We start from the raw sequence: 22,730 nt of genomic DNA, 5'->3' as shown, positions 1-22,730 counted from the left end.
TTTTTTATAAAATACTTCTTATAACATTTTTATATACACTATTCTTTATTTTAGAATAAAATTCTTGATTACACTATGATTCTTTAAGAGTTTTAATTAGATGCATTTTATTAGTGAAAATATTATTATATTGAATCATATACTAGAAATCATCTATATAATTAGTCTATTAAAATTAAGTAAAAGAGTGAGTTAGTTTTTTTTGTTTTATTTCATTGATAGATATTTAATTGTTTATTCTAAATAATAATTTTACATTTGATTAACATTTGGTGCGAACTTAAACGTTCGGTAACAGGGAATCAGGTGTAAATCCTGAACAGACCCGCTGCTGTAAGCTTTGTTATCATTTAGAAAATAATATCCACTGTTTTTAATGGGAAGGATTTCTAATGAAAAGTAAGTCAGAAGACCTACCAAAATGATATATTTTTGAATGCTTTCGAGGATTAAAGCGTGAAGATCAAATTTTGAATTAGGTTATCTTTTTCAATTCTTCAAACACTCTCGTTAGCAACAATTGATTATTGCTAAATGAGATATTTTCAAACCATAATTATTTGTTGCAGCTTGATTTTACTTTCATGCAGTTATGCTAGTGCACAAATTATTCATGATAGTATTTTAGAGCTTCAGCAAGTTAATATTTTAAAAAATAATGAAAAAGCTGTTGTTCCTGTTCAGGAATTAAAAGGAAAACAGCTAGAGGCTTTAAATAGCCATTCTGTTGCTGATGCTGTTCGTTTTTTTGCAGGTGTTCAAATTAAAGATTATGGTGGAGTTGGGGGACTTAAAACAATCGATGTTCGAGGAATGGGTTCTCAACATGTTGCTGTTTTTTATGACGGAATCCAATTAGGGAATGCACAGAATGGAATTGTCGATTTAGGTAAATTTTCTTTAGATGATATGGAAGTTATATCATTATATAATGGACAAAAAAGTAATATTTTTCAATCAGCCAAAGATTATGCTTCTGCTTCTGCAATTTATCTTCAAACTAAGAAACCTGTTTTCTTAGGGAATAAAAAAACAAATATTACACTTCGTTATAAATTAGGTTCAATTCAATTAATCAATCCTTCACTTCGTATTGAACAAAAGATTACAGATCGTTTATCTGCTGTTTTGAGTACGGAATATGTCAAAACTAATGGTATTTATAAGTTTCGTTATCAACGAAAAAAATTAGATGGATCGACAGCTTATGACACTATTTTGAAGCGTAGAGATGGTCAAGTTGATGGAAAACGTTTGGAAATAGGATTGATAGGAAAAGGTGATCAAGCAAATTGGAACTTAAAGGGATATTTGTATGATTCTGATAGAGGTATTCCTGCTGCAATTGTCCGTGGGCGTTTTGATGGTCGTGGTCAGACATTAGTTGATAGAAATTATTTTGTGCAAGGAAAATATGAGAAACGATTCAGAAATTTTCAATCAAAAATTAATGCAAAATTTGCATACGATTTCACTCACTATACAGATACAGTTTCGACTGTTAAAACAGAAAATAAATATACTCAACGTGAATTTTATATTTCTTGGGCTAATCTTTATTCGATTACAGATAATTGGGATGTGAATGTTGCAACAGATTATCAGTTTAATAATATGGGGGCAGATCTTAAAAATTTTTCTTTTCCTACTCGTCATACAAATCTTATAGCGTTTGCAACTACGTATCGTTTAGGGAGATTAAGTTTGCAAGGAAGTTTGTTAGGATCTTTTGTTAAAGAATCAGTAAGGATGAATACTAGTGCTCCTGACAAAAACGTATGGACTCCGACTGTGATTGCGAATTATCAGCCTTTCAAATCTTACGATTTTAATATCAGAGCATTTTACAAACGCATTTTTAGGATGCCAACGTTTAATGATTTGTATTATACAAATATTGGTTATTCTAATCTTCGACCAGAATATTCTACGCAATATAATATTGGATTCACTTACTCTAAATCAATGCCGAATATTTTTAAGAATATAACGATTCAAGCAGATGGTTTTTATAACGAGGTAACAGATAAAATTGTAGCTGCTCCATCTGGAAGTTTATTTCGTTTTACTATGCTCAATTTAGATGAAGTTAGAATAAAAGGCTTAGATGTTAAGATTAAATCAATATTTCAGTTAGGTGAATTTGAAATTTTATCAACGCTTAACTATGGTTATTTGAAAGCATTAGATTATTCGAATCCTAAAAAGACATATTACAAAAATCAAATTCCATATACACCAAAACATAGTGGATCTTTTGTTTTAGGAACTTCATATAAAACGTGGAATTTTAATTACAGTTTCATTTACGTTGGAGAACGTTACAATGTCCATCAAGATAATATAAAAATAAATCGTCTTAATCCATGGTTTACAAATGATTTAGGAATACATAAAGAATTTAGATTAAATCAAAATTTATTCAAAGTTTCTTTTGAATTGAATAATATTTTGAATCAACAATATGATGTGGTATTAAATTATCCAATGCCAGGAAGACAATTCAAACTAATACTAAGCGCTAAATTATGAGAAATTTCAAACAATTATTCGTCTTTTTCTTAATGACGATTACCTTTTATGCTTGTGATCAAGATAATTATTTGATTGATAAAGAGGAAGAGAATGTAACCAACCCTGAAAAAACAGATGTTGTAGGATTTTACCTTCTCAATGAAGGAAATATGGGAAGCAATATGGCAACTATAGATTATATGGATTTTCCAACAGGAGTTTATAATCGAAATATTTATGCAACTGTTAATCCAACAATGGTTAAGGAATTGGGAGATGTTGGGAATGATATTAAAATTTATGGTAATAAATTGTATGCTGTTATTAATGTATCTAATTTCATTGAAGTAATGGATGTTAAGACAGCAAAGCATTTAGGGACTATTCCTTTAGAAAATGGCCGTTACATCACATTTGCTAATGGAAAAGCTTATGCATCATCTTATGCAGGACCTGTGAAATTAGATCCGAAAGCCCCTTTAGGAAAAGTTGTTGAAATCGATACAATTAATTTGTCTGTTACACGTGAAGTAACGGTAGGATATCAACCAGAAGAATTGGAAATTGTAGGCAATAATCTATATGTAGCAAACTCAGGTGGCTATAGATTTCCTGATTACGATAAAACGGTTTCTGTGATTGATTTATCAACATTTAAAGAAACCCAAAAAATTGATGTCGAAATTAATCTTCACCGATTAAAAAAAGATGAGGATGGCGATTTGTATATCACTTCTCGTGGAGATTATTATGATGTTCCCTCAAATTTATTTGTGTTAGATAGTAAAACATATAAAATCAAAAAAACATTTGATATCCCGGTTTCCAATTTTACAATTGTTAATAATAAACTATATTATTATTCAAATGAATTTAGCTACACAACTTTCGAATACACTAAAACGTATGGAGTAATTGATACTAAAACAGAACAAGTTATCAATAAGACATTGGTTAACGATCCTATGGTAGAAAACATCGAAACACCTTACGGAATTGCTGTAAACTCTCAAACAGAAGATATTTTTTTAACTGATGTCGGAAATTATGTTTCAATGGGGTTCATCTATTGTTTTGATAAAAATGGTGTGTTTAAATGGAAAACTGCTGCTGGAAATATTCCTGCTCATTTTGCTTTTGTTTATAAATAAAATATACTTTTAAAATGAAATATTCTAAAATCTTATTAGCTGCACTAAGTTTTGCTTTCTTTCAAAGCTGTAGCGATGATGAAATTATTATTAAGGTTGAGCCTGATAATGCTCATTTACAAGAATCTTATAATGTACAACGATTAAAAATTATACCTATAGAACCATCTAATTCCGATATCGAAAATACAACATATGTATGGAAGTTAGAAAATGAAATTATTGGTAATGAAAAAATGTTAGGTTTTGTTTCAGATAAACCAGGAACTTACGATTTAACATTAGAAATAAAATCTGGTTCAACATCAAAAACTTTAAGAACTAAGGTTAATGTTACGCAAGAAACAGTAACTTATAATAAATACATTTCTAAAGTATTTGATTATCTACCGGCAGTAGGTCAATTTATAAATGAATTACCAATATATCAAGCTGGAGATACTCAAGCTAATATGAATGCCAAAGCTGGTGATCAATTAATTGGTAAAGAAACAGGATTGATTAGTTTAGGAGGTTACGGAGGTTATGTTGTATTTGGTTTTGATCACACAATTTTGAATCAAAAAGATAAACGAGATTTTAAAATTCTAGGAAATGGTTTTGCAGGATCGTCAGAACCAGGAATTATTATGGTTGCTTATGATAAGAATAAAAACGGAAAACCAGATGATGATGAATGGTACGAGATTGCTGGAAGTGAATATAATAATCCAACAACAATAAAGAATTATATAATTACATATAATAAACCTACTGTAGAAGAACCTAAAGCTATATCAGAATATATAAAATGGGAAGATAATCAAGGAAATTCTGGTTATAAAGTTAAAAATGGTTTTAATAAACAACCTTATTATCCATTGTGGTTTGGATCTGATCAGTTAAAATTATCAGGAACACTTTTAGCAAATAATTATACAGAAAAAAATGGAATTTGGACAGGTAAACAATTAGCTTATGGTTATGCAGATAATGCTGCTAACAATTCCGAAGATTCAAACATTGATATTGACTGGGCTGTTGACAAAAATGGAAAACCAGTTAAATTATTAGGAATAGACTTTATAAAGGTTTATACAGCAACTAATCAAGAAGCAGGTTGGTTGGGCGAAATTTCAACAGAAGTTGCTGGTGCATATGATTTACATTTATAATATAAAACTTAAATAAAATGAATTTTAAATTTACAAAAAAACTATTTTTTAATTTATTAATAGCAGCTTCGTCTATTGCATTTTTAGCATCATGTACTGATGATGATAATTATAGTTCCGAAATAATAGGGCTAAAAAACTATGAAACATTAGATCTTTCTAAATTTAATCTTTCTGAAGGAGTATCAACATCTGGAGGTAAAATATGGAAAGGAACATTTGAAGAAGATGCAGAATTAACTTCTGGTATATTCAAATTTAAACATACAGCATGGCCAGAATATTTTACATGGACAGGTTTCACAGTTTCAAATAGTACTGATAATTCTGATCAAATTAATAAAGAAGGAGGTTGGGTAGATAATCAGTGGGGAACAATGGCAAAAGGAGGTGCAGATGGAGTTGGAACACCTTTTTTAGTTTCTTATGCAGATCAGAAACCATCAGAAAAAGTACTAAAATATGGTCAAAAAGTACAAATAGACAGATTTTCTAGTGTAGTTGAGATAACTGATACGATTAATCACTATAAAGCGAAGACTGTAAAATTAGCAATTAGCCCTTGGTCATATTATGGGATTTTGAATGGAGATGCTTATGCAAGAAAATTTGAAAAAGGAGATTATTTTGCAATTCATATCTATGGTGTTTCTGCAGACAAACAATTGACAACAGAAAAACCTGTAACGCATTATTTTGTTGATTTTAGAAATGGAGTAAATAATATTTCAACAAATTGGCAAGATGTCGATCTTTCTTCTCTTGGAGAAGTTAAATATTTGATGTTCTTTTTAGAAACAACTGATGTAGGAGATTGGGGCGCAAATACAGCACTTTACTTTACAATGGATAAACTAAAAGTAGAAAAAATAAAATAATAAATCTAATATTCAATCCGAAACCATCATTAAACAACTGATGGTTTCGGATTAATAAAAACAATACATAGAAATAATAAATGAAGAAACTTTTACTTTCGATTTTTTCATTAGTAGTAATTCAAACTAGTTTTGCACAAACTAAAGAATATACAAACGGTGTTTTTATCTTAAACGAAGATTGGTATGGCCATGCAAATGGATCAATAAATTTTGTTAATGAAGATCAATCTGTTGATTATAATGTTTATAAGACCGTTAATCCTGGAGAAGAATTTGGGGTAACGTCTCAATATGGAGTTATTTATGGAGATAATTTCTATATTATGTCAAAACAAAAAAATCGCTTAGTTGTTGCAGATGCAAAAACATTACAGAAAAAAGCAGTTTTTGAAACAATTGGTGGAGATGGACGCTCTTTTGTTGGTGTTGATGCTAAAACAGGATATATAGGAGCTTCAAATGGACTTTATTTGTTTGATATTAAAAATATGAAAGTAGGTTCAATAATCGAAGGAACAAAAGGGCAAATTGGAAATATAATCCGTACATCTAAATATGTTTTTGCTGTTTCTCAAAGTGGAGGAATTTTAGTTATTGATCCTAAAACACATACTGTAAAAACAACGATTAAAGGAGCTTATTCTTCTGTAACTCAAACAAAAGATGGATATGTTTGGGGAGCTTTAGGAAAAGAAATTGTAAAAATTGATCCATTTACTTTAGAAACAACGGAAATTGCAATTCCTACAAAAACAATTTCTGGATCTTGGGGAGCATGGAATGCTGGTAGTTTTTGTGCTTCTACTAAAGAAAATGTAATTTATTTCAAAGCAGGTACTAAAATTATTAAGTTTGATACCAAAAATGAAACATTCAATGAAGATTTTGCAACAATACCAGGGCAAGAAACATCTCCAAAACAAATGTTTTATGGTGCAGGTTTACGTGTAGATCCTGTTACAGATGAATTAATTGTAACAACTACAGCAACAAATTACCAACAAAACTGGATTCATAAATTTGATAATCAAGGAATATTAGTTCAGACAATTAAATTACAAGATTATTATTGGTTTCCATCATTGCCTATTTTTCCAGATAATGTAGCACCAATTATTAATGATTTAGAAACAACTTATCAAATTAACACAGCAACAACAATTGATTTGAAAGATAAAGTTTCAGATTCAGATAATTTATCAGCGGCAATTGTTAAAGATTTAGAAATTATCGAAAATGATGATGTAGCAGAAATTTCGATTAATGAAAAAGATGAATTAGTTATTAATCCATTAAAAAATGGAACTGCTAAAATTAAAATCTCTTTCAATTCGAATGGAAAAGTAGTCGCTCAAAACATTACAATTTCTACAGGAGTTTTAGGTACAACAGAATTGAATAAATCATCAATTAATGTTTATCCAAATCCTGTTAATAACATATTGTTTATCGAAACAATTGAATCGACAAAAGCTGAAATTTTTGCTATTACAGGAACTAAAATGACAGAGAAAACACTTCAAAAAGGGAAAAATCAACTAGATGTTTCTTCTTTACCAAAAGGTGTTTACATTATAAAAGTTAACAACTCTACTTTCAAAGTAATCAAAAAGTAGTTTGTTATTTATTTGTGAAAAAAGGTTGAGCATTGCTCAACCTTTTGTTTTTTAGCTAAATATTTATTCCGTACGTATTTTTTATCTCAGCCATAACAAAAGAACTATGTGTACTTCCAATACTTTCTAAAGCACCTAATTTATTGAAAACAAAATCTTGATATTGTTTCATATCCAAGACTTGAACTTTTAAAATAAAATCATATTCTCCCGAAATATTATAACATTCCACCACTTCATCAATCAATAAAATATCTTCCACAAGTTTATTTCCAATTGTCCGATCATGTTGTTTTAATTTTATACTACAAAAAACCATAAATCCTTTGTTTAGCTTTTCAGCATCCAATACAGCTCTATAATTTTTGATATAACCTTGTTGTTCTAGTCTTTTTATACGTTCAAAAACAGGAGAAGGAGATAAATTAACTAAAGCTGCAATTGCTTTTACAGTTAATTTCGAGTCATTTTGTAGAATTCTTAATAATTCTAAATCAGTTTGGTCCAATGTTTCCATCCAAATAATATTCTTTTTAATACGATATATAATCGTTGTTTTAGTGTTTTGTTTTGTGAAATTAATCATTATAAGTTGTATTATCTTATTTTTTTAAGTTTTACAATTGTTTATTTTGTCTTATTACATTTGTAAAGAAATAAACAACAAGTTATTGGGGAATCGTGTGAGAATCACGAACTGTCGCGCAACTGTAAGTAATGCAAATTATAAGTCAGATTACCAATAGAAACAAAAGATGATACTTTCGCGATTTGAAGTCAGTCTGTCAAAATAGGTTTACTATTTTATCAACTCGCGTTTGTGTTTTTGAACCTTAAAAAAACAATCAAAATGCAAACACAAATTTTAGGTTATCCAAGAATTGGAGCTAATCGAGAACTAAAAAAAGCCTGCGAAAATTATTGGGCAGGTAAAATTGAATTACAAGCATTATTAGATGCAAGCCGTACAATTACAAAACAAAATTGGGCATTGCAACAAGCTGCTGGAATTGATTTAATTCCTTGTAATGACTTTTCTTTTTATGATCAAATTTTAGATTTTACGTTATCAGTTGGTGCAATTCCTGCACGTTTCAATACGGTTGCGTTAAATAAAAAGAATACAGAACTTGACTTATATTTTGCGATGGCAAGAGGCTATCAAAAAGATGATTTAGATATCACAGCGATGGAGATGACAAAATGGTTTGATACAAACTATCATTACATCGTTCCAGAATTTGTAAAAAATCAAGAGTTTAAATATTTCTCAAATTCAATTGTAAATGAATTTATTGCTGCCAAAAAAGAAGGTTTTAATCCGAAAACAGTTTTAATAGGGCCAATTACTTATTTATTATTAGGAAAAGAAAAAGAAGAAGGATTTGATCGAATTGATTTAATTCAAAATTTATTACCAGTTTATTTTGAGATTATTCGAGATTTAATCAATCATGGAGCCAATACAATTCAGTTCGATGAGCCTTTTCTAGCTTTAGATTTAGATGAAAAATCTAAAATAGCTTATCAAGAAGTTTATAAAAAAATTAGAAAAGAATTTCCGCAACTAACGATTCAGCTTGCTACTTATTTTGATGGATTGAAGGATAATACAAACTTGGCTGTTAATTTGCCAATTGATATTTTACATCTTGATTTGGTTCGAGACGAAAATCAAATTGATGAAGTATTAAATAATATTCCAAATCAATTAAAACTTTCTTTAGGTTTAGTAGATGGCCGAAATATTTGGAAAAATGATTTTCAGAAATCTCTTTCAATAATTGAAAAAGTTGTGAATAAAATTGGAGAAAATCGTGTTATTATTTCTTCTTCGTGTTCATTATTACATTCGCCTTGCGATTTAGATTTAGAAACAAATGAGAAAAATCTTCCAACAACTATAAAAGATTGGTTTGCATTTGCGAAACAAAAATTAGAAGAAGTTGCTTTTCTTAAAAAATATTTTTCAAATCCAAATGATGAAAAGTTAGTTAAACAATATGAAGCGAATCAGTTTTCGATTAATAACCGAAAAAATTCTCAATTAATTCATCAAACTCAAGTTAAAGAGCGAGTAAATGCTATAAAAGAAGAAGATTATAATAGAACAAATAATTTTGGAATACGAAAAGTAGTTCAACAAAATGTATTGAATCTTCCTCCTTTTCCAACAACAACAATCGGATCTTTTCCACAAACACAAGAAGTAAGAAGTTGGCGCGCGAAGTATAAAAAAGGTGAATTATCTGCTGAAGAATATGATAATTTATTGAAACAAGAAACGAAACGTACGATAGAATGGCAAGAAGAAATTGGTATTGATGTTTTGGTGCATGGAGAATACGAACGCAATGATATGGTGGAATATTTCGGCGAAAAATTAGCAGGATTTGTTTTCTCTAAAAATGGTTGGGTTCAGAGTTATGGTACGCGTTGTGTAAAACCTCCAATTATCTTTGGAGATGTTTATCGCCCAGTTCCTATGACGGTTTATTGGTCAGAATATGCACAATCTATTACAGCACAAAAGGTAAAAGGAATGTTAACAGGTCCAGTTACAATTTTGCAATGGTCTTTTGTTCGAGACGATCAACCAAGATCAACAACATGTAAACAAATTGCATTGGCAATTCGAGACGAAGTTTCGGATTTAGAAAAAGCTGGAATTAAAATTATTCAGATTGATGAGCCTGCAATTCGAGAAGGTTTGCCATTGAGAAAAGATGAATGGCAAAATTATTTGAAATGGGCAGTAGATTCGTTCAAATTAGCTTCAAGTGATGTAGAAGATTCTACTCAAATTCATACACATATGTGCTATTCTGAATTCAATGATATTATTCAAAATATTGCTGATTTAGATGCAGATGTGATTACAATTGAATGTTCGAGAAGCCAAATGGAATTATTAAATGCTTTTTCAGATTTTAATTATCCAAATGATATCGGACCAGGAGTTTATGATATTCACTCGCCTCGTGTTCCTTCGAAAGAAGAAATGGTAGATTTAATAGAAAAGGCTGCAAAAGTTATTCCTGCAGATCAATTATGGGTAAATCCGGATTGTGGGCTTAAAACTCGTCATTGGGAAGAAACCGAAAAAGCTTTGATCGAAATGGTTGCTGCAACAAAAGAATTAAGAAAAATATATACGCCAAAAGCGATTTAAACTTAACATCCTACTTTGTGACAAAAGTAGTTCGTGTTATTTATTTGTGAAAAAGGTTGAGCATTGCTCAACCTTTTGTTATTTAATAATATTTTATCTCTCGTTTTACAATATATTTCAATTCTCCATTTGTTGAAATAGAAGCTTTTATCCAGTTATTTTTCGAATCATATTCGTACGAAACTTGATAAGAAGTTAAAACAGTTTGTCCATTTCGGAAAGATTGTTTTTTGAAGTTGACAATTTCATTTTTTGAATTAAAATCTGCTTGAAAAATCAATGTTTTGTTCGCATCAAATGATTGTAATTTTGAAATATTTCCATTCTCAAAAAACATTATTTTGCTCGAATTTCCTACAATTTCTTCATGAAAAACAGGCATTTCTTTATCATAAATATAATAAGATTTTCTACCTTTTTTTCCATCAAAAGAAGACTTTTCGTCCAAAACCAATAAGCCATTTTTATTGTAAGTCAAATTGTTTTCGCTAATCTTAGAACCTTCTACTTTTGTCGTAATTTTATCTAACTTATTCGAATAATTAAAAATTGTTTCATAACTCGATTTTGACGATTTTCCTTCTATCTTTTCTGTCAAGTTTATCAACCGATTTTTATTGTCGTAAACAAAACTTTTTTCCGAAGCAATTCGTTTTGGATCTTCACCATTATTAATAACTGTATTCGTCTGTTTATCAATAAAATTTGAGTTATTGTAATCGTAATTAACATAGTTATAAACAGCTAATTTCCCTTGATAATCCAAATAATTTGTTCGCTTTGTTAACAATCCTTTTTGATTAAATTCTAATAAGATTTGGTTGTAAAATTCATTTTCTAAAAAAGGTAAGTTCGTCGAATTTCCTTTTGAATCTGTTGCTGTCGAAGTAATTTTTTCAACTTTTCCTTTCAGATTAAAATCTGCTAAAGTTGTTTTAACTTCATAATCATTTGTCGAAATTTTTTGTGCAAAACAAAAACTCGATATCAAAATGATGTTTAGTGTAATGATAAATTTATTCATGAATTGGTAATCATTTATTTTTTAATTCGTACCAAAAACAATCCAAATCCCACATATCAAGATGAAAAGTTTCTGTGACTTCGAAACCTACTTTTTCTAAAACATTTCTTGATGCTTTGTTGTCAAGATGAGTGATCGCGTTTAGTTTAATATCAGTCATGTTTTCAAGGTAAAAATCCATGCAAGCTTTTGCAGCTTCGGTTGCATATCCTTTTCCCCAAGTTTCTTTTCGGTAACGATATCCAAAATCAAGAAAGTCAAACTGATTATTCATTGCTTCTTTTTCGGTCATGTATTTAAAACCTGTCCAACCAATCATTTTTCCTGATTCTTTCTCCACAACAGCCAAACGTCCATGTCCAAGTTCTTTGTATTGGATCAGTAATGCATCAATAATTTCTTTTGTATCTTCGATTGTATTGATAGGCTGACCTCTTAAAAATGTATGGACTTCTGGTTGAGAGTCCATTTCATAAAAATCTTGTAAATCATCCATCGTAATTGGACGGATTATCAAACGCTCCGTTTCGAGTGTTGGTAAATATTTCATTTCTTGATATGTTTTGATTGGTAATATTCTTTATTCAAATGTATAACTTCTAAAAAATTAAATTTTATCAAAATTATTCTAATTTCTATAAAAAAAAGTTAATTTATTAATTAATAATATTTTATGTCTTTTTTAGCCTTAACTTTAATTATTATCAACTTTAAATTTTATTCATCTATGAGTATTAAAGATCAATTATTAAAATTAGCAAGTGAAAAAGAATCACCTTCTATTACAATTTCATTTAACACACACCGAACTCAACCAGATAATCAAAAAGATCCAATAAAACTAAAAAATTTAGTAAAAGAGGCTGAAGAAAGAATTCTGAAAGAATACGACAAACGAGATGTTGCAGATATTTTAGAACGATTAAATCAATTGCCAGAAGAATTGGAAATTCATAAGAATTTAGAAAGTTTAAATATTTATTTATCTAAAGATACATTTGAATTTATTCGTACAACTTGGCCAGTAGATTTGGAAGGTGTTTGGGTTGATGATTCTTTTGCGATTCGTCCGCTTATCAAAGAAATGAATCGTAATGAAGAATACTTAGTTTTATATCTTACTCAAAAAGGAGTTCATTTATACGAAGCATTAAATGATTCTATTGTAAACGAAATTGTGAATGATGATTTCCCTTATACAGAATCTAATTATAATTTATCTCACTTGTTTTCTAATACAGATAAAGAATCTAACAAATTGAAAGAATTCTATAATCAAGTAGATAAAGCTGTACAAAAAGCGAATCCTGAACAAGCTTTGCCATGTTTGGTAGTTGCGGTTGAAGTGAATTATAATACATTACTTTCGGTAGCAGATATTCCATCGATGTATATTGGAAATGTATCTACAGATTTCAATTCACCAACACAAAAGAATGAATTCATGGAATTGGCTTGGGATTTTATGAAAAATCGTCAACATGAAAATCGTGCGAAATATATTGAAGAAATGCATGAAGCTGTAGGAAAAGGACAAGTTCTCACAGATTTGCAAGAGATTTATCAAGCAGCTCTTGATGGAAGAGGAGATTTATTAATTGTAAATCAAGATTTTCAACAGCCTGTTCGTATGATAGACGATCGTACTTTTGAATTGGTAGACGATGCAACAGAAAACGGAGTTGTAGACGATATAACAAGTGTTATTGCTTGGGATGTAATTTCGAAGAAAGGAAAAGCAATTTTTACAAGTCAAGAAGAAATTAATGATTTGGGTAAAATTGTTTTAAAAACTAGATATTAATTACTTAATGTAATATAAAAAAGGAACAAAGTTTATTAAGCTTTGTTCCTTTTGAATTTATTTCTAAAACATTTCTTGATGTTTTATTATTAAGCCTCGCAAAAGCGAGGCTTTTATTTTAGTCTCTAAAATTATTTATCCTACAATATTGATGATTTTTCCAGGAACAATAATGATATTTTTCGGTGTACGATCGCCCAATTGTTTGATTGTTCGTTCATCTTTCATTACAATTTCTTGAATTTCATCTTTCGATAATGATAAAGGTAATTCTAACAAGAATTTCATTTTACCATTGAATGAAACAGGATATTCTTTTGTATCTGCAACCAACCATTTTTCTTCGAAAACTGGGAAATCTGTATGAGCAATAGAAGTATCATGTCCTAATTTTGACCATAATTCTTCTGCAATATGCGGAGCATAAGGCGAAATAATAATTGCCAAAGGCTCTAAAATTGCACGTTTAGTTGTTTTTAATTTTCCTAATTCGTTTGCTGCAATCATAAAAGTAGAAACCGATGTATTGAAAGAGAAATTGTTTACATCTTCATCAACCTTTTTAATTGTTTGATGTAAGATTTTCATTTCTTCTTTTGTTGGTTCTTCTTCCGAAACGAAGAAAGTTTCTTCTGCTCCTGAATGATATAAACGCCAGAATTTTTTCAAGAATGAATAAACGCCAGATAGACCTTGTGTATTCCATGGTTTAGATTGTTCTACTGGACCTAAAAACATTTCGTATAAACGCAAAGAATCTGCTCCATATTGATTACAAATATCATCAGGATTTAATACATTGAATTTTGATTTTGACATTTTTTCAACTTCTCTTCCAGTGATGTATTTACCATCTTCTAAAATAAATTCTGCTGTAGCATAATCTTCTCGCCAAGCTTTGAATTTTTCTATGTCTAATTCGTCTCCTCCATCTTTCAACATGTTAACATCGATATGGATTGGAGTTGTTTCATATTGATCTTTTAAACCTTTAGAAACAAATGTATTTGTACCGTTAATACGATATGCAAATGCACTCATTCCCAAGATCATTCCTTGGTTAATCAATTTTTTTGCGTATTCATCTGTAGGAACTAATCCTTTATCAAACAAGAATTTTTGCCAAAAACGAGAATATAGTAAGTGACCAGTCGCGTGCTCAGATCCTCCCATGTACAAATCTACATTTTGCCAATAATCAACCGCTTCTTTTGATACAAATTTGTTGTCATTTTTTGCATCCATATAACGTAACCAATACCAAGAAGATCCTGCCCAACCTGGCATTGTATTCAATTCGATTGGGAAAATTGTTTCATTGTTGATTAAGCTATTGTCTACAACTTCATTTGTTGTTGTATCAAAAGCCCATTTAGTAGCGCGACCTAATGGTGGTTCACCATCTTTTGTTGGTAAATATTCGTCAACTTCTGGTAAAATAATTGGTAAAGCCGCTGTTGGAATTGTATAAGGCATTTCGTCTTTGAAATAAACCGGAACAGGTTCTCCCCAATAACGTTGACGAGAGAAAACAGCTTCGCGTAAACGGAAGTTCGTTTTTCCTTGTCCAAAGCCTTTTTCTTCTAAAGCTTCAATTGCTTTTGCAACAGCTTGTTTATAATCTAAACCATTTAAAAAATCAGAATCTTGTAATTCGAATCCGCCTTTTTCTGTATAAGGAGCTTCAGAAATATCTTGATCTTTGAAAATATTAATAATTGGTATATTAAAATGCTTTGCAAAAGCAAAATCACGTTCATCGCCAGAAGGCACAGCCATTACAGCTCCAGTTCCATAAGATGCTAACACATAGTCACCAATCCAAATCGGAACTTGTTTTCCTGTAAATGGATGAATTGCATAAGCACCAGTAAATTCTCCTGTAATATTTTTTGCATCAGCCAAACGATCACGTTCCGAACGTTTTGATGTATAATCTACATAAGCATCAACTTTCGCTTTGTGTTCAGCTGTTGTAATTTGAGCAACCAAAGGATGTTCTGGAGCTAAAGTAACATAAGAAACTCCAAAAACAGTATCAGGGCGAGTTGTAAAAACTTCGATTTTATCATTATGTCCGTCAATACCAAAGAAGATCGAAGCACCTTGCGATTTTCCAATCCAGTTTTTCTGTGATTCTTTGATTGGATCTGGCCAATCTAATTTATCTAAACCTGTTAACAAACGATCTGCATAAGCTGTGATACGCATCATCCATTGTGTCATTTTTTTTCGCACAACAGGAAATCCTCCACGCTCAGATAATCCGTTGATAACTTCGTCATTTGCTAAAACAGTTCCTAAATCTGGGCACCAGTTTACCTCAGCCTCAGCTAGGAAAGTTAAACGATATTTTAATAAGATTGCTTGTTGTTCTTTTTCAGAATATGCATTCCATTGTTCAGCTGAAAAAATCTCGATATCATCGTCAGAAACAGCATTCACATTTGCATTACCTTCTGTTTTGAAGGTTTCGATTAATTTTGAAATTGATTCAGCTTTATCTGTTGAATTATCATAATATGAATCGAATAATTGATTAAAAATCCATTGCGTCCATTTATAATATTCAGGTTCAGATGTTCTAATCTCACGATCCCAATCGTAACCTAAACCAATTTTTTTCATTTGGTTTTCATAACCAGCAATTGCATTTCCCTGTTTATCAACACCTCCTTCGATATTTGTAGTTGTTGTAATCGCAGGATGTTGCCCTGTTTGAATTGCATATTGTTCAGCAGGTAATCCAAAAGAATCGTAACCCATCGGGTGTAAAACGTTGAAACCTTTTAATTTTTTGTAACGAGAATAAATATCAGAAGCAATGTATCCAAGTGGATGACCTACGTGTAATCCTGCTCCAGAAGGATAAGGAAACATATCTAATACGTAAAATTTAGGTTTTTCTGATTGATTTTCAGTTTTGAACGTTTTATTTTCAATCCAAAATTTTTGCCATTTTGGTTCGATTTCATTCGGATTATATTGCATTATTGGGAGTTATATTAAAATTAAATTTATGCAAATTTACATTTTTTATGTATCATTTGGGTTAGATTCACGATATTTGTGCATTAACAATCAACACCTAAACTAAATCCATGAAAAAAGAATTGGTATTATACTATATCGGTATACTAGTTTTCTTTGCTAGCTTAATTTTTTCTGTTCGACATATTGTAAATACAACACGCATTTTTGTAGGATATGAAGATGGATTTAATCCAATTAATATCAAATGGAATTTTGATGAAAAGGATTCGACACTTCGCGTTAAAGATCCTATTTATCTTACAAATGATTATTATTTAATTGATTATACAGACAAAACATTCTTAAAAAAAGATAGTATACTTTATGCAGAACTTTTTGAAGATTCTTTGAATATAAAAGGAAATGTATTTAATTTGAAACCACCTTATTTTTTATGGAAAGAAGCTAAGAATGATACATTAAAAGTCTTCAAACATAATATTACATTGAAATTTACGAAGAAACAACAACAATATTAAGCTTTCTGTAAATAGAAAGAGAAAATAGAACCTTTTCCAATTTTACTTGTTACATAGATTTTCTGTTTGTGTGCTTCTAAAATATGTTTTACAATAGCTAAACCTAAACCAGATCCACCATTATTACGATTTCTAGATTTATCAATTCTATAAAAACGTTCAAAAATACGTTCAATATCTTCTTGCTTTATTCCAAGACCTTGATCCTTTATCGAGATTTGAATTTTATCATCATATTCTTCAAAATCAATATCAATCTTAGTATTCGGATTAGAATAATTGATTGAATTTACAATCAAATTAATCAAAACTTGTTGAATTTTCTGAATATCTCCAACTACTTTTATTGGCTGATGAATAGGATAATTCAAAGAAATTTTGATGTTATTTTTTTCCGCTTTAATTTCTAATAAATCAATTACATCTTGTACAAGTGCAGTTAAATTAAAAACTGTAAATTCAATATTAATTCTTCCTCGTTCGAGTTCGGCAATCATGTCCAAATCTTTAACCAAATAAATCAATCGATCTACAGATTTATTGATTCTGTTTAAATATTTATCTCGAATCGATTCATCTTCAACACCTCCTTCAATCAAGGTTAATAAATAGCCTTGTACTGAAAAAAGTGGTGTTTTTAATTCGTGTGATATATTTCCTAAAAACTCTCTTCTATAATTTTCTCGCTCATTCAAAACATCAATTTCTTTGGATTGGTCTTCTGTTATGGTTGATATTTTTTGAGAAAGTTCCTCGAAATTCATTGTACTGGATTGAAATTGAGGAATATTTTTTGAAATTTCAGTGAAATCTTTTCTTCGTTGATTTTTTAAGGAAAACCAATAAAAAATTGATAATCCGATCAATAAAAGAAACATTAAACTGATGAAAAATAGTTTTTCTTGGAGAATAAAATCAATATTTCCAAACCATAAAAAAGAGAACAAAACAAATCCTAAAGCCAAAAATAATGTACTGAGAAAGGCAAATAGAAAAATGTTTTGAACTTTGAAAGTTGAAGCCATTAGAAGCTTTTAGTCATTTATTTTGTATCCGATTCCTTTAATTGTTGCGAAACGATCGTTCCCAAATTTTTCGCGTAATTTTCGCATATGTACATCAATTGTACGTCCGCCAACAACAACTTCATTCCCCCAAACTTTTTCTAAAATTTCTTCGCGTTTGAAAACACGTTCAGGATTAGAGGCCAATAAAGCGATTAATTCAAACTCTTTTCTTGGTAATAAAAAGTCTTGTCCTTGGTAATTTACTTTATACGTTTCGCGGTTAATCTCGAAATTATTTAACTTGATAAATTCGTCTTTTGGAGTTTCATTAGGTTGTTTTAGCTTTAATAAAGCATTCAGTTTACTTACTAAAACTTTTGGCTTGATCGGTTTTAAGATATAATCATTCGCACCAGCATCATATCCTGCTAATTGAGAAAAATCTTCGGCACGAGCAGAAAGAAAAACAACTAAAGTATCCTTGAAAGAATCTAATTTTCTTAATTCAGCACACATTTCCATTCCGTCCATTTGCGGCATCATTACATCTAATAGAATCAAATCTGGACGAAATATTTTGGCTTGTTTCAATCCTTCGATTCCGTTTTGAGCTGTTTCTACTTCAAAACCTTCTTTCTTTAAGTTGTAACCAATAAATTCTAAAATATCTGGTTCGTCGTCAACTAATAAAATTTTAATGTTCTTCATAATTGTTTGTAATAACTAAATATAATTAGTTGATGTAAAATTAAGCTTAAATTTTAGGAGAAATCCGATAAAAACATTTCTTAACATTCATTTAAAGTTACAATAATTTCATAACATTTCCCTAACAAAACCTTTACAATTTCTAAAAATGTTTTTCATTGAATTGCATCAACTTTGGCATCAAACAAACACGAATTATACAATCGCAATGAAACGCAATTTAACTTTACTTTTATTATTAGGTTCAGCAGCACTTTTTGCACAAACTAATATAAAATTAGAAGGAACTCTATTTGATCAGAATACAAATCAACCACTTTCTGAAAAAACTTTTCTGGTTGAAGGATTAAATATCCAAGCAAAAACAGACGAAAAAGGTCATTACGAAATCTCTGTTCCCGATGATACGTATCAATTGGAGATTAAAGTTGATGGATATCAAATAATATCTCAAAACTTATCAGAGTCAAATACATTAAATATGTATTTGAAACCAGAAGATTTTAAAGATAACAAGATAGACTTATCAACTGCTGTTGTAACAGGTAGAAAAGATAAATCTGGAGAGGCTTCTTTACTTAATATACAGAAAAAATCTGTTACAATTGTACAAAATGTTGGATCGCAAGAACTTTCAAGAAAAGGTTTATCGAATGCGGAAAGTGCAATTCAACAGGTAACAGGAATCTCTAAATCAGAAGGAAAAGGAGGTGTTTTTGTTCGCGGGCTTGGAGATAGATATAATAGTACAATGTTAAATGGTTTACCACTACCATCTAATGAGCCTGAGAACAAAAATGTTTCATTAGATTTATTTGGTACTGATATTATTCAATCTGTAGGGATAAATAAAGTATATAATGTTGATTTATATGGGGATATAGGAGGTGCTAATGTCGATATTTCATCAAAATTATACGAAGGAAAAGGGTACTTAGATATAGAATTTGGAAGCGGAGTTAGTATGCGAGCTGTTGATAGAACTTTCAAAGTTGCAAATAATTTGAAATATTACGGATTTAATAGAAATAATTTGCCAACATCTATCAAATCTTATCAATTTGTCTCTCGTTGGAGCCCAGATAAAAGTGCCTTTCCTGTTAATCAAGATTATGGTTTGACAGGAGGAAAATCATTTAATGTAGGTTCTCAAGGAAAACTAAATGTTTTTGGAACAGCTAGTTTTAGTAACTCCTATACGTATGAAGATGGTTTTCAAAGAGTTGTTGGGACTACAAATGATAATATCGAAGTTGATTATTTCAAGGTTAAGAAATATGAATATTCAACTAAAACAACAGGAATGTTGAATGTTAATTATAAGATAAATCCTAAACATCAACTTTTTGCTAATGGAATAATGGTTAACGGATCAAAAAGTTCAGTAAATGAGTATGATTCATATTTACCTCAAGACAATAGATACGAATTTACACGTCAAACTTTAACAGAACAAAATTTATTATTAATTGGACAATTATTAGGAAAACACCAATTATCAGATAGATTAGATATTGATTGGGGAGCTTCTTACAATCTTGTTCATTCGGATATGCCAGATCGTATTACGAATAATTTAATCCATAATGATGGAGATAATTATGCTTTTAATACAGGTTCTCCAACTACAAATAATAGATACTTTCAGTATATTGATGAAACAGAATATGCAGGAAAAGCAATTTTATCTTATAAATTGTTCAAAAATGCTGAGAATGATTATAATGGTAAATTAACAATTGGTTATAATGGAAGAAAGAAATCAAGAGATTTTGAGTCTAATCAATTTAACTTCAGAATCTCTGGTGATGTAAAAGTTAATCCAAATAAATTAGATGATTTCTTAAATGTAGATAATCAAGCTTCATCACCTTATATTCCAGGTACATTCTTTATTAATACACAGCGTATGGAAAGTTTAGTTCCTTATACTTATAATGGAGATTTAACTCTACATTCTGGTTTCGCTAATTTTGAACAAACTATAAATGATAATTTTACATATTCTTTAGGAGTACGTGTGGATAAGGTTTTACAAGAGATAGAATGGGATACAAATTACCCGATGTCTGGAGTAAAATTTAGTGATGCAGATATTGATAAAACATTCATTTTACCAGCACTTAATATAAAATATAGCCTTGATTCTCGTCAGAACCTGCGACTTTCGGCTAGTAAAACATATACTTTACCACAGTTTAAAGAAAAAGCACCTTTTAGATATGAAGGTATTGGAGAAAACTCTGTAGGTAATCCTTTCCTTAATCCATCAGATAACTATAATCTTGATATAAAATGGGAGTTATTTCCATCATCTACTGAGATATTATCTTTTGGTGCATTTGGTAAATTTATTCAAAATCCTATTTCTCAAGTATTGTTAAACTCAGCATTAAATGACAATACATTTGTTAATGCAGGTGAAAATGCATACGTATTTGGTGCTGAATTAGAAGTGAGAAAAAACCTTATTAAAAATGTAGGACAAAGCGAACTTTCCGCAGGTTTCAATGCAACAGTAATGTATAGTAAACAAAAGTTGGATTCTGATAAAGTTGCAGAAGACACAAAGAATACTTTAAGTGTAAACTTCAATGAGAAAGAAGATAAGTTGCAAGGGGCATCTCCTTTACTTTTAAATGCAGATTTATCATATAAAGTATTGAAAGGGAACTTTAAACCATCGTTTACATTAATTGGTAATTATTTCCATGATCGAGTTTATTCATTAGGATCTTTTGAAAGAGGAAATATAATAGAAAAAGGAGTAGTAACACTAAACTTTATTTCCAGAGCAGAAATTGGAGATCGTTGGGAAATGAAATTGTCAGTGGATAATCTATTAAATTCTAAAATAAGAAGAATACAAGATAATCAACAAGGAGAAATTGATACTAGAAATTTCAGAAAAGGTTTAGGCATTAGTCTAGGAGTAAAATATAAAATTTTTAAATAACAGAATTACAAACATAAAAACATACACAATGAAAAAATTAATCTTAAGCTTAACAGCTATTCTTTCGTTAACATATTTAACAAGTTGTTCTAATAATGATGACAACAGTGATGGAGGAGGAATTGAACCAAATAAAGAAGAAGTTCTTTCAGGAACTATTACTGCAGATAGAACTTTAAATGCAAATACTGTATATACTATTAAAGAAGGAGTTATTGTAGACAAGGGAGTTACATTAACTATTCCAGCAGGAACGAAATTAATAAGTTATGCAGGTTCAGATGCTAAAGTAGCATCATATTTAGCTGTTAAACAAGGAGGTAAAATCAACGCTCAAGGTACAGCTGCAAAACCAATTGTTATGACTTCTGGAAAATCAAATCCACAAGCTGGTGATTGGGGAGGAATTGTTATTTGTGGAAATGCAATTACTAACCTAGGTAAAAATGTACAAGCTGAGGTAACTGGATTAACTTATGGAGGAGATAATCCTGCAGATAATTCAGGAGTTTATTCATACATAAAAATTGAGTATGCAGGAGCATTAATCAATCCAGATGCAGAGTATAATGGAATGACTTTCTATGCAGTAGGAAATGGTACTACTGTAAACAATATCTTAACTTACCAAGGGGCTGATGATGGATTTGAATGGTTTGGAGGATCAGTAAATGCTGAAAATTTAATCTCAATTGGTAACCAAGATGATTCATTTGATTGGACTGAAGGATGGAATGGAAAGGTAACTAATTTATATGCTAATCAATCTACTGCAACAGCTTTTTCATCTGATAGCCGTGGAATTGAGGCAGATAATAACACAACTAATCCAACTTTAGCACCAATATCCAATCCAACACTTAAAAATGTTACTTTAATTGGACGTAATCTTGCAACTGTAACAAGTGAAGCAGGTGTGATGTTAAGACGTGGTACAAAAGGAACAATTGATAATTTATATATAGAGAATTTCAAAGGAGCTGTTAGTGGATCTGGTTTAGGAATTAACTTTAATGGAGCAGAATCTCAAGCTTATTTTACAGCTAATCCATTAACTAATGTAAAAATATCTAATGTAACATCAGAATCTAATTTACCAGCAGGTTTCAAATTAGGAACTAATGTAACAGGGGCAGGTGCTGGAGCTGCTATCCCAACATGGGCTGCTTGGACTGGATTAAAATAAAAATTAAAATGAGATTCTCTAAATTTTAGAGAATCTCATTTTGTA

16 protein-coding genes and 2 riboswitches are annotated in these 22,730 nt (G+C 30.1%); of the genes, 10 read left to right on the top strand and 6 right to left on the bottom strand.

All coding sequences use genetic code 11. The features are described 5' to 3' along the window. The first annotated feature begins 253 nt into the window (after nucleotides 1-253). Nucleotides 254-436, top strand: a riboswitch (cobalamin riboswitch). 98 nt (nucleotides 437-534) lie between these two features. The 5 genes from ACMHJW_RS13055 to ACMHJW_RS13035 all read left to right on the top strand — a co-directional run bounded on the left by ACMHJW_RS13055 (nucleotide 535) and on the right by ACMHJW_RS13035 (nucleotide 7,316). Continuing rightward, complete coding sequence (locus tag ACMHJW_RS13055) at nucleotides 535-2,532, top strand: TonB-dependent receptor (protein ID WP_413533850.1); 1,998 nt, start codon at nucleotides 535-537, stop codon at nucleotides 2,530-2,532. Next, complete coding sequence (locus tag ACMHJW_RS13050; protein ID WP_413533849.1) at nucleotides 2,529-3,665, top strand: YncE family protein; 1,137 nt, start codon at nucleotides 2,529-2,531, stop codon at nucleotides 3,663-3,665. The genes ACMHJW_RS13055 and ACMHJW_RS13050 overlap by 4 nt, the downstream gene beginning before the upstream one ends. Before the next feature lie 14 nt (nucleotides 3,666-3,679). Next, nucleotides 3,680-4,819, top strand: coding sequence for a PKD-like domain-containing protein (locus ACMHJW_RS13045; RefSeq protein ID WP_413533848.1), 1,140 nt, complete (start codon nucleotides 3,680-3,682; stop codon nucleotides 4,817-4,819). A 17-nt stretch (nucleotides 4,820-4,836) separates the two neighbouring features. Further along, nucleotides 4,837-5,697: a DUF4465 domain-containing protein gene (locus ACMHJW_RS13040; protein WP_413533847.1), complete on the top strand. Its 861-nt coding sequence runs from the start codon at nucleotides 4,837-4,839 to the stop codon at nucleotides 5,695-5,697. Nucleotides 5,698-5,777: 80 nt separating this feature from the next. After that, a complete protein-coding gene (locus ACMHJW_RS13035; RefSeq protein ID WP_413533846.1) occupies nucleotides 5,778-7,316 on the top strand; it encodes a DUF5074 domain-containing protein in 1,539 nt (512 codons plus the stop codon). 55 nt (nucleotides 7,317-7,371) lie between these two features. Here ACMHJW_RS13035 and ACMHJW_RS13030 read toward each other — a convergent pair whose 3' ends face one another. After that, nucleotides 7,372-7,833 (bottom strand): Lrp/AsnC family transcriptional regulator, encoded by a 462-nt coding sequence (locus ACMHJW_RS13030; RefSeq protein ID WP_413533851.1) that lies wholly within the window; start codon nucleotides 7,831-7,833, stop codon nucleotides 7,372-7,374. A gap of 98 nt (nucleotides 7,834-7,931) precedes the next feature. Next, a riboswitch (cobalamin riboswitch) is annotated at nucleotides 7,932-8,079 on the top strand. Between the two features lie 87 nt (nucleotides 8,080-8,166). On the opposite strand from ACMHJW_RS13030, the gene metE reads away from it, so the two are divergent. Further along, complete coding sequence (metE, locus tag ACMHJW_RS13025; protein WP_413533845.1) at nucleotides 8,167-10,488, top strand: 5-methyltetrahydropteroyltriglutamate--homocysteine S-methyltransferase; 2,322 nt, start codon at nucleotides 8,167-8,169, stop codon at nucleotides 10,486-10,488. Nucleotides 10,489-10,570: 82 nt separating this feature from the next. On the opposite strand, the gene ACMHJW_RS13020 is transcribed toward metE, so the two are convergent. Together ACMHJW_RS13020 and ACMHJW_RS13015 are read right to left on the bottom strand one after the other, a co-directional pair. Then, nucleotides 10,571-11,512 (bottom strand): hypothetical protein, encoded by a 942-nt coding sequence (locus ACMHJW_RS13020; RefSeq protein WP_413533844.1) that lies wholly within the window; start codon nucleotides 11,510-11,512, stop codon nucleotides 10,571-10,573. Nucleotides 11,513-11,522: 10 nt separating this feature from the next. Further along, the gene (locus ACMHJW_RS13015; protein ID WP_413533843.1) at nucleotides 11,523-12,062 is read right to left on the bottom strand and encodes a GNAT family N-acetyltransferase; all 540 of its coding nucleotides are present in this window, start codon (nucleotides 12,060-12,062) and stop codon (nucleotides 11,523-11,525) included. A gap of 177 nt (nucleotides 12,063-12,239) precedes the next feature. Between ACMHJW_RS13015 and ACMHJW_RS13010 the strand changes: the two genes are divergently transcribed. Beyond that, nucleotides 12,240-13,316 (top strand): hypothetical protein, encoded by a 1,077-nt coding sequence (locus ACMHJW_RS13010; protein WP_413533842.1) that lies wholly within the window; start codon nucleotides 12,240-12,242, stop codon nucleotides 13,314-13,316. Nucleotides 13,317-13,451: 135 nt separating this feature from the next. Here ACMHJW_RS13010 and leuS read toward each other — a convergent pair whose 3' ends face one another. Continuing rightward, nucleotides 13,452-16,307 (bottom strand): leucine--tRNA ligase, encoded by a 2,856-nt coding sequence (leuS, locus tag ACMHJW_RS13005; protein WP_413533841.1) that lies wholly within the window; start codon nucleotides 16,305-16,307, stop codon nucleotides 13,452-13,454. Between the two features lie 110 nt (nucleotides 16,308-16,417). Between leuS and ACMHJW_RS13000 the strand changes: the two genes are divergently transcribed. Continuing rightward, nucleotides 16,418-16,828 (top strand): hypothetical protein, encoded by a 411-nt coding sequence (locus tag ACMHJW_RS13000; RefSeq protein WP_413533840.1) that lies wholly within the window; start codon nucleotides 16,418-16,420, stop codon nucleotides 16,826-16,828. On the opposite strand, the gene ACMHJW_RS12995 is transcribed toward ACMHJW_RS13000, so the two are convergent. Both ACMHJW_RS12995 and ACMHJW_RS12990 read right to left on the bottom strand, forming a co-directional pair. Continuing rightward, a complete protein-coding gene (locus ACMHJW_RS12995) occupies nucleotides 16,825-17,592 on the bottom strand; it encodes a sensor histidine kinase (RefSeq protein WP_413533839.1) in 768 nt (255 codons plus the stop codon). The two genes, ACMHJW_RS13000 and ACMHJW_RS12995, sit on opposite strands and share 4 nt — an antisense overlap. A 270-nt stretch (nucleotides 17,593-17,862) precedes the next feature. Continuing rightward, nucleotides 17,863-18,543 (bottom strand): response regulator transcription factor, encoded by a 681-nt coding sequence (locus ACMHJW_RS12990; protein WP_413533838.1) that lies wholly within the window; start codon nucleotides 18,541-18,543, stop codon nucleotides 17,863-17,865. Nucleotides 18,544-18,691: 148 nt separating this feature from the next. Between ACMHJW_RS12990 and ACMHJW_RS12985 the strand changes: the two genes are divergently transcribed. Both ACMHJW_RS12985 and ACMHJW_RS12980 read left to right on the top strand, forming a co-directional pair. Continuing rightward, a complete protein-coding gene (locus tag ACMHJW_RS12985) occupies nucleotides 18,692-21,499 on the top strand; it encodes a TonB-dependent receptor (protein WP_413533837.1) in 2,808 nt (935 codons plus the stop codon). Between the two features lie 28 nt (nucleotides 21,500-21,527). Continuing rightward, nucleotides 21,528-22,685, top strand: a complete 1,158-nt coding sequence (locus ACMHJW_RS12980) for a hypothetical protein (protein ID WP_413533836.1) — start codon at nucleotides 21,528-21,530, stop codon at nucleotides 22,683-22,685. Nucleotides 22,686-22,730: the final 45 nt, after the last annotated feature.

The sequence above is a fragment of the Empedobacter brevis genome (assembly GCF_965118635.1).
GTDB lineage: Bacteria > Bacteroidota > Bacteroidia > Flavobacteriales > Weeksellaceae > Empedobacter > Empedobacter brevis_A.
This window is presented reverse-complemented; position numbering and strand designations above follow the sequence as displayed.